3 protein-coding genes are annotated in these 2,030 nt (G+C 69.8%); all 3 read left to right on the forward strand.

What is annotated here, in order from left to right; all coding sequences use genetic code 11:
• A partial coding sequence (locus AAF184_25770) for an ABC transporter ATP-binding protein (GenBank protein ID MEO0425764.1) occupies positions 1-908 on the forward strand: 908 nt, incomplete at its 5' end.
• A complete protein-coding gene (locus AAF184_25775) occupies positions 905-1,642 on the forward strand; it encodes an ABC transporter permease (GenBank protein MEO0425765.1) in 738 nt (245 codons plus the stop codon). The genes AAF184_25770 and AAF184_25775, both read left to right, overlap by 4 nt.
• A gap of 20 nt (positions 1,643-1,662) precedes the next feature.
• Positions 1,663-2,030: metal-dependent hydrolase (locus tag AAF184_25780; protein ID MEO0425766.1), on the forward strand; the 368-nt coding region annotated here is incomplete at its 3' end.

Below are 2,030 nucleotides of genomic sequence, written 5' to 3' on the forward strand. Positions count from 1 at the left end.
CCGCCGACGTCGCCATCTACGCGCGCTCCCTGCGCAAACGCTACGGCACCCACGAGGCCCTGCGAGGTGTCGATCTCGACCTCGCGCCAGGTCAAATCTGCACCGTGCTCGGCCCCAACGGCGCCGGCAAGACCACGTTGATCCAGTGCGCCCTGGGCCTGATCACGCCGACCGCGGGGGAGATCGCCCTCTTCGGCGAGCGTGCCGGCTCGCTGGCCGCGCGGCGCCTGAGCGGCGTGATGCTGCAGGACACGGACCTACCAGATTTACTCACTGGTCGCGAACAACTCACGCTGCAGGCGAGCTACTTCCCGACGCCACGCCCCCTCGACACGCTGATCGAGGAAACCGGCATCGGCGCCTTCGTCGGTCAACCCTACAAGACCCTGTCCGGCGGCCAGAAGCGGCGCATCCAATTCGCCATGGCGCTGGTGGGAAGCCCCCGCGTGCTGTTCCTCGACGAGCCGACTACGGGCCTCGATACCGACGCGCGCAAAGCCGTGTGGGAAGGCATCAGGCGCCTGACCGCGACGGGCACGACCGTCGTCCTCACCACCCACTACCTCGAGGAAGCGGACGCGCTGGCAGACCGGGTCGTCGTCCTGAACAACGGCCAGGTGATCGCCGACGACGACGCGTCGGGCGTGCGCGCGCGCGTCGGTGGCGCCCTGATCCGTTGCAGCACCACACTGGACACCGCCGCCCTCAGCTCGCTGCCCGCCGTGCGTCAAGTGAGCGGCCACGGCCGCCTGGTGGAACTGCTCACCGACGACACCCCGACCACCCTCGCCGCTCTCCTCGCCCAGGATCCGGCGCCCGGCGAACTCACCGTGCGCAAACCCACCCTGGAGGAGGCCTTCTCCCTGCTGACAGGCGATCCGGAATCCGCACAGGAGGTGCGCGCATGAGCCTATCCACCCGAGCCCTGCTCAACGAGACGGGCGCCGAGCTCACCAAGTCCTTCCGCGCCCCGGAGTTCGTGCTCCCCACCCTGCTGATGCCCACCACCTTCTACCTGCTGTTCGGTGTGATGCTGTCGCAGTCGGGCGGAGCGGCGGCGTACCTGCTCGCCACCTACGGCGTCTTCGCCGTGATGGGCCCCTCCCTGTTCGGCTTCGGCGCGGGCGTGGCGAGTGAACGTGAGCGCGGATGGCTCTCCCTGAAGCGTACGGCCCCCGTGCCGGGCTACCTCCACGTGGCGGCGCGCCTCGCCGCAACCGTCCTGTTTGGCGCCCTGGCCTTGCTGCCCCTCTACGCCGCCGCGGGCTTCGCGGGCGACGTGGCGCTCGCCCGCAGCGACTGGGCCGTGCTGCTCGCCTGCCACGTGCTGGCCGTCGTGCCCTTCTCGCTGCTGGGGCTCGCCATCGGGTTCACCTTCGGCGCCAACGCGGCCGTGGCCGTCGCCAACCTCGCCTTCCTCGGCCTCGCCGTGCTCGGCGGCCTGTGGTTCCCGGCCTCCATGTTCCCGGACGGGTTGCGCGCGGTGGGGCAGGCCCTGCCGTCCTATCACCTCGCGGAGGTAGCACTGGCCGTCGTGCGTCCTGAGCCGGACCGCAACGTGCTCGTACACCTCGCGATCATCCTCGCCACGACGGGCCTACTGGGCGCACTAGCCGCCTGGCGCTGGTCACGCCAGGCCTAAGTTCGGCAGGAGAAGACACCATGCTCGTACGTAACCTAGCGCTGACAGTAACCGGCATCAGCTTGAGCTTTATCGCGCTCATCCTGCTCTTGCCCACGCCGAGCGATACGCCGCCCGCAAATCCGACCGCCCTCATCCTCGATGACGTGCGCTACTTCGACGGTGAACGCCTGGTCGGCCCCACCCGTATCGTCATCGCCGACGGGCGCATCGTCGCCATCAGCCCCGACGCGCCGGCACCGGCGGACGCCCGACGCCTCGATGGCACCGGCCTCACCGCGCTGCCGGGACTCATCGACGCCCACGTCCACACCTTCGGCAATGCCCAGCGCGACGCCCTGCGCTTCGGCGTGACCACCGTGCTCGACATGTTCACGGACCCGGCCAA

Source organism: Pseudomonadota bacterium, from assembly GCA_039815145.1.
Taxonomy (GTDB): domain Bacteria; phylum Pseudomonadota; class Gammaproteobacteria; order Steroidobacterales; family JBCBZW01; genus JBCBZW01.